We start from the raw sequence: 4406 nt of genomic DNA, 5'->3' as shown, positions 1-4406 counted from the left end.
CCCGGCCCCGGCCAGCCCTACGGCCAGCAGCCGCAGCAGCAGGCCGCCGCTCCGGCGCCGCAGCCGTCCGCCCCGCAGGGCGGTGCCGCGGACTTCTCGCCGTTCTGGTTCGCCGTGCCGGTGCCGCGTCCGCTGTACGCGGAGGACGGTTCGCCGACGCCGATCGCCGAACTGGCGCCGGGCACCTGGTACCTGGCCGTCGAGCAGCGCGGTCCGGGCCTCGTCGCCCAGACGCAGGACGGCCGTCGCGGCGTGCTGCAGGACACCACCGGTATCCAGCGCGGCTGACGCCACCGCACAGCTTTCGAGGCCCCTCGCCCGTCTTCCGGGCGAGGGGCCTTTCGCGTACAGTCCCCGGAGTCTCGGTAACTGACGTACCGTCAGATGACATCCGGAGCGAGCGGCGGAGGGGCACATGCGGCTAGGAATCGCACTCGGCTACTGGGGACGCGGACCCAGCCCCGACCACCTCCCGCTCGTCCGCGAGGCCGAGGAGCTGGGATACGACTCGGTGTGGACCTCCGAGTCCTGGGGTTCCGACGCCTTCACGCCCCTGACCTGGTTCGCCGCACACACCTCCCGCATCCGGCTGGGCACCGCCATCGCGCAGATGGCCGCCCGCTCCCCCACCACGACCGCGATGCACGCGCTCACCCTCGACCACCTGTCCGGCGGCCGGATGATGCTCGGGCTCGGACTCTCCGGGCCGCAGGTGGTGGAGGGCTGGTACGGGCGGCCGTTCCCGCGCTCCCCGCTCACCGCGACCCGCGAGTACGTGGACGTCGTACGGCAGGTGCTGCGGCGCGAGGGGCCCGTCGAGGTCGACGGGCGCTTCCACTCGCACCCGTACCGCGGCGACGACGGCACCGGGCTCGGCAAGGCGCTCAAGCCCATCACGCACCCGCTGCGCGCCGATCTGCCCCTTCTGCTCGGCGCCGAGGGGCCGAAGAACATCGCGCAGACGACGCGGATCGCGGACGGCTGGCTGCCGCTGTACTGGGCGCCGACGAGGACCGACGCGTACGAGGCGTCGCTCACCGGCCTCCGCGACGACTTCATGATCGCGCCCATGGCCCGCGCTCAGGTGTGCGACGACATCAGCGAGGGCCTGCTGCCCGTCAAGGCCATGCTCGGCTTCTACATCGGCGGCATGGGGCACGCGACCCGCAACTTCCACGCCGATCTCATGGCGCGCATGGGGTACGAGGCCGAGGCGCGGCGCATCCAGGAGCTGTTCGCCGAGGGGCGGCGCGAGGAGGCGGTGCTCGCGGTGCCGGACGCGTTCGCCGACGAGATCTCGCTGGTCGGCCCGCGTCAACGCATCGCGGAGCGGCTGGAGTTGTGGCGCAAGGGTCCGGTGACCGACCTGTTGGTCCTGTCGCCGGACCCGCACACGCTGCGCGTCCTCGCCGAGCTCAACTCCTGAGCCGGCCGGGGACCGCCGAACTCCCGAACTGCTAGGAACCCTTGGTCAGTTGGGACGCGGACGGGACCTTGTCGGTGACCGTCGCGCCCGCGTTCTTGCCCGCGTCCTTGACGTTGTTGATGATGTCGTCGAAGGACGAGGCGACCGAGTCGACGCCGTCGCCCTTGCGCAGCTTGCTGGGCAGGTCCTTGAGCGCGTCGATGCCCGCGGAGAGCGGCGCGACCGCCTTGGCGAGCGTCGGGTCGCCCTGCGCGTTCTTCACCGCCGCCTTCAGCCGGTTGTACGTGAGCGCGCCCGCGAGGCCCGCCTTGACCAGCGCGACCTTGCGGCCACCGGCACCGCTCTTGAACTTGCCCGCGCGCCAGGGCTTCACGATCCACTGATAGGTGGCGCCGGCCGCGATGCCCGCGTTGGCCACGAACCGGGTCTTCGCCAGCTTCTGCCGCTCGGCGGAGCTGGTGGCGGTCGGGCTGGACGCCGCGTCCTTGTCGTCGCCGCCGCACGCGGTGGTGCCCGCGAGGAGGGCACCGCACAGGAGGACGGAGACGACCGTACGTCGCAGGGGAAGGGAGAAGCTGAGCACCGCGGGTACCTCCGGGGTGGGGATGCACACTTCCCCGCAGCGTCACCCGTCCCCCGCACCGCCGCCACTTGGGCGCCACCGTCCGTGTTTCATCGAAAGAGTTGCGGTCAGACGGTAACCATGTCCTCTACTCGCAGCGGCAACAGCGCGGCCCGAGCGATCGTGGTCGTTGCCGACATCATGGCGCTGATACTCGGTCTGTGGATCCTGATGTACCTGCTCGATGCCAACCGCGGCAACGACCTGGTCCAGTGGATCCACCATGCGGCCAACTGGCTCGCCGGCTGGTCCCGTGATCTGTTCACCTTCGACGAGGCCTGGGCCCGCGTGGTCGCCGGATACGGTCTGGCCGCCGTCGTCTACCTGGCCATCGGCCACGCCGTCGCGGGACGGCTGCGCTGATCGTCCGGTCCTACCGGCAGCAGTCCGGCTCCACGCCGACCGGCAGCTGCTCCCCTCCGAACACCGAGCACGTCGCCTCGTCTCCCCCCAGCGCGGCCACGGCGAGCAGTACGGACCCGGCGGTCCAGGTCGTCAGCTCCTCCGGCCAGACCGCCCGGTCCTCGAAGACGTAACCGGTCCAGTACAGGCCGGTCCGCGGGTCCCGCAGGTGCTGGATGTCCTGCAGGATCGTCAGCGCGCGGTCGGACTCGCCCATCGCCCACAGGGCGAGGGCGAGTTCGGCGCTTTCGCCCCCGGTCACCCACGGGTTGGGCACGACGCAGCGCACGCCGAGCCCGGGGACGACGAACTTCTCCCAGTCGGCCTCGATGCGGGCCTGCGCCTCGGCGCCGCGCAGCGCGCCGCCGAGCACCGGGTAGTACCAGTCCATCGAGTAGCGGCTCTTGTCGAGGAAGCGGTCCGGGTGGCGGCGGATCGCGTGGCGCAGCGAGCCGAGCGCCAACTCCCAGTCGGGCTGCGGCTCTTCGCGCTGCTCGGCGAGGGCGAGGGCGCAGCGCAGGGCGTGGTGGATCGACGAACTGCCGGTCAGGAGCGCGTCGTTGACGGGCGTGCCGTCCTCGTCCCGCTTCCATCCGATCTGGCCGCCGGGCTGCTGCAGCCGCAGGACGCACTCGATCGCCGCGCTCACCGTGGGCCACATGCGGTCCAGGAACGCGTCGTCGCCGGTGGAGAGGTAGTGGTGCCAGACGCCGACGGCGACGTACGCGACGAAGTTGGTCTCGCGGCCGCGGTCGGTGACGTCGGCCGGGTCGCCGTCGCGGTAGGCGGCGTACCAGGAACCGTCCTCGTTCTGGTGCCGGGCCAGCCAGTCGTAGGCGCGCTCGGCGGCCTCGTGCTCGCCGGCCACGTCGAGGGCCATGGCGGACTCGGTGTGGTCCCACGGGTCGAGGTGATGGTGGCGGAACCACGGGATGGCGCCGTCCGGGCGCTGGACCGCGCGTATCCCGTGCACCGTGCGCGCGGCCTGATCGGCCGTCAGGACGCCGTCGAGTACGAGGAGTTCGGTCCGCTCGGGGATGCTCACTCAGCGGCCCCGCTGGCCTTCGGCAGGTGCGGCTTGGTGGCGTAGGCGACGAAACTCTTGCCGACGACGGGGTTCAGGAGCTGCTCGGCGACCCGGGTCACGGCGGGCTTCTTCATGATGTCCCAGACCAGGAGCTTGTGGTACGCCTTCACGGGCAGCGCCTTGTCGTTGTCGACGCCGAAGGCGCACTTGAGCCACCAGTAGGGCGCGTGCAGCGCGTGCGCGTGGTGCGTGCCGTACGGCTTGAGGCCCGCCTCGCGCATCCGGCCGAGGAGTTCGTCGGCCTTGTAGATGCGGATGTGGCCGCCCTCGACCTCGTGGTACTCGTCGGACAGCGCCCAGCAGACCTTCTCGGGGCCGTAGCGCGGCACGGTGACGGCGATGCGTCCGCCGGGCTTGAGCACGCGCACCATCTCGGCGAGCACGCCCTTGTCGTCGGGGATGTGCTCCATGACCTCGCTGATGATGACGACGTCGAACGACTCGTCGGGGAAGGGGAGGTGGAGCGCGTCGCCCTCCATCGCGGTGGCCGTGGCGCCCGCGGGGGCCTCGCCGGCCTCCTTCATGGCGGCGAACCACTTGGCGACCTCGGCGATCTCCTCCTTGTTCTGGTCGAGCGCGACGACCTGCGCCCCGCGCCGGTAGCACTCGAAGGCGTGCCGGCCGGCCCCGCACCCGAGGTCGAGGACGCGATCGCCCGCGGCGAGCGGGAAGCGGGTGAAGTCGACGGTCAGCACGTGGCCCTGCTTTCCTGAGGGGTTTCCTGAGGGATGTTCTGGTGAGGTCGTACGGAGGGGGCACCGGGGGCGGTGGAGGCCTTGTCGATGGCCTCGCGGTAGCGCTCGGCCGTGCCCTGGGCGGCCCGCGCCCAGGTGAAGCGCTCCAGGACGCGGGCGCGGCCCGCGGCGCCG

The 4406-nt window shown here is 71.7% G+C and carries 5 protein-coding genes and 2 pseudogenes; 3 read left to right on the top strand and 4 right to left on the bottom strand.

Translation table 11 applies throughout. The annotated features are described in order from the left end of the window. Together G3I40_RS41925 and G3I40_RS41920 are read left to right on the top strand one after the other, a co-directional pair. Positions 1-288: pseudogene (locus G3I40_RS41925) on the top strand (hypothetical protein); the annotation flags it as partial. A gap of 127 nt (positions 289-415) precedes the next feature. Further along, positions 416-1426 (top strand): LLM class F420-dependent oxidoreductase, encoded by a 1011-nt coding sequence (locus G3I40_RS41920; protein WP_164560043.1) that lies wholly within the window; start codon positions 416-418, stop codon positions 1424-1426. A 31-nt stretch (positions 1427-1457) separates the two neighbouring features. Here G3I40_RS41920 and G3I40_RS41915 read toward each other — a convergent pair whose 3' ends face one another. Continuing rightward, positions 1458-2009, bottom strand: coding sequence for a hypothetical protein (locus G3I40_RS41915; RefSeq protein ID WP_164560042.1), 552 nt, complete (start codon positions 2007-2009; stop codon positions 1458-1460). 120 nt (positions 2010-2129) lie between these two features. Between G3I40_RS41915 and G3I40_RS41910 the strand changes: the two genes are divergently transcribed. Further along, a complete protein-coding gene (locus G3I40_RS41910) occupies positions 2130-2411 on the top strand; it encodes a hypothetical protein (RefSeq protein ID WP_164560041.1) in 282 nt (93 codons plus the stop codon). Between the two features lie 10 nt (positions 2412-2421). On the opposite strand, the gene G3I40_RS41905 is transcribed toward G3I40_RS41910, so the two are convergent. From G3I40_RS41905 to G3I40_RS41895, 3 genes and pseudogenes are all read right to left on the bottom strand, one after another. After that, positions 2422-3495 carry a prenyltransferase gene (locus G3I40_RS41905; protein WP_164560040.1) on the bottom strand — a complete coding sequence of 358 codons (1074 nt, stop codon included), beginning with the start codon at positions 3493-3495 and terminating at the stop codon, positions 2422-2424. Then, entirely contained in the window at positions 3492-4232 is a 741-nt protein-coding gene (locus G3I40_RS41900; protein WP_164560039.1) for a class I SAM-dependent methyltransferase, read from the bottom strand. Before G3I40_RS41900 ends, G3I40_RS41905 begins: the two co-directional genes overlap by 4 nt. Continuing rightward, positions 4226-4406, bottom strand: a pseudogene (locus tag G3I40_RS41895) (glycosyltransferase family 1 protein); the annotation flags it as partial. The pseudogene G3I40_RS41895 and the gene G3I40_RS41900, both read right to left, overlap by 7 nt.

The sequence above is a fragment of the Streptomyces sp. SID14478 genome (genome assembly GCF_010548525.1).
GTDB lineage: Bacteria > Actinomycetota > Actinomycetes > Streptomycetales > Streptomycetaceae > Streptomyces.
The sequence above is the reverse complement of the archived record's forward strand: the minus strand, read 5'-3'. Positions and strand labels throughout refer to the sequence as shown.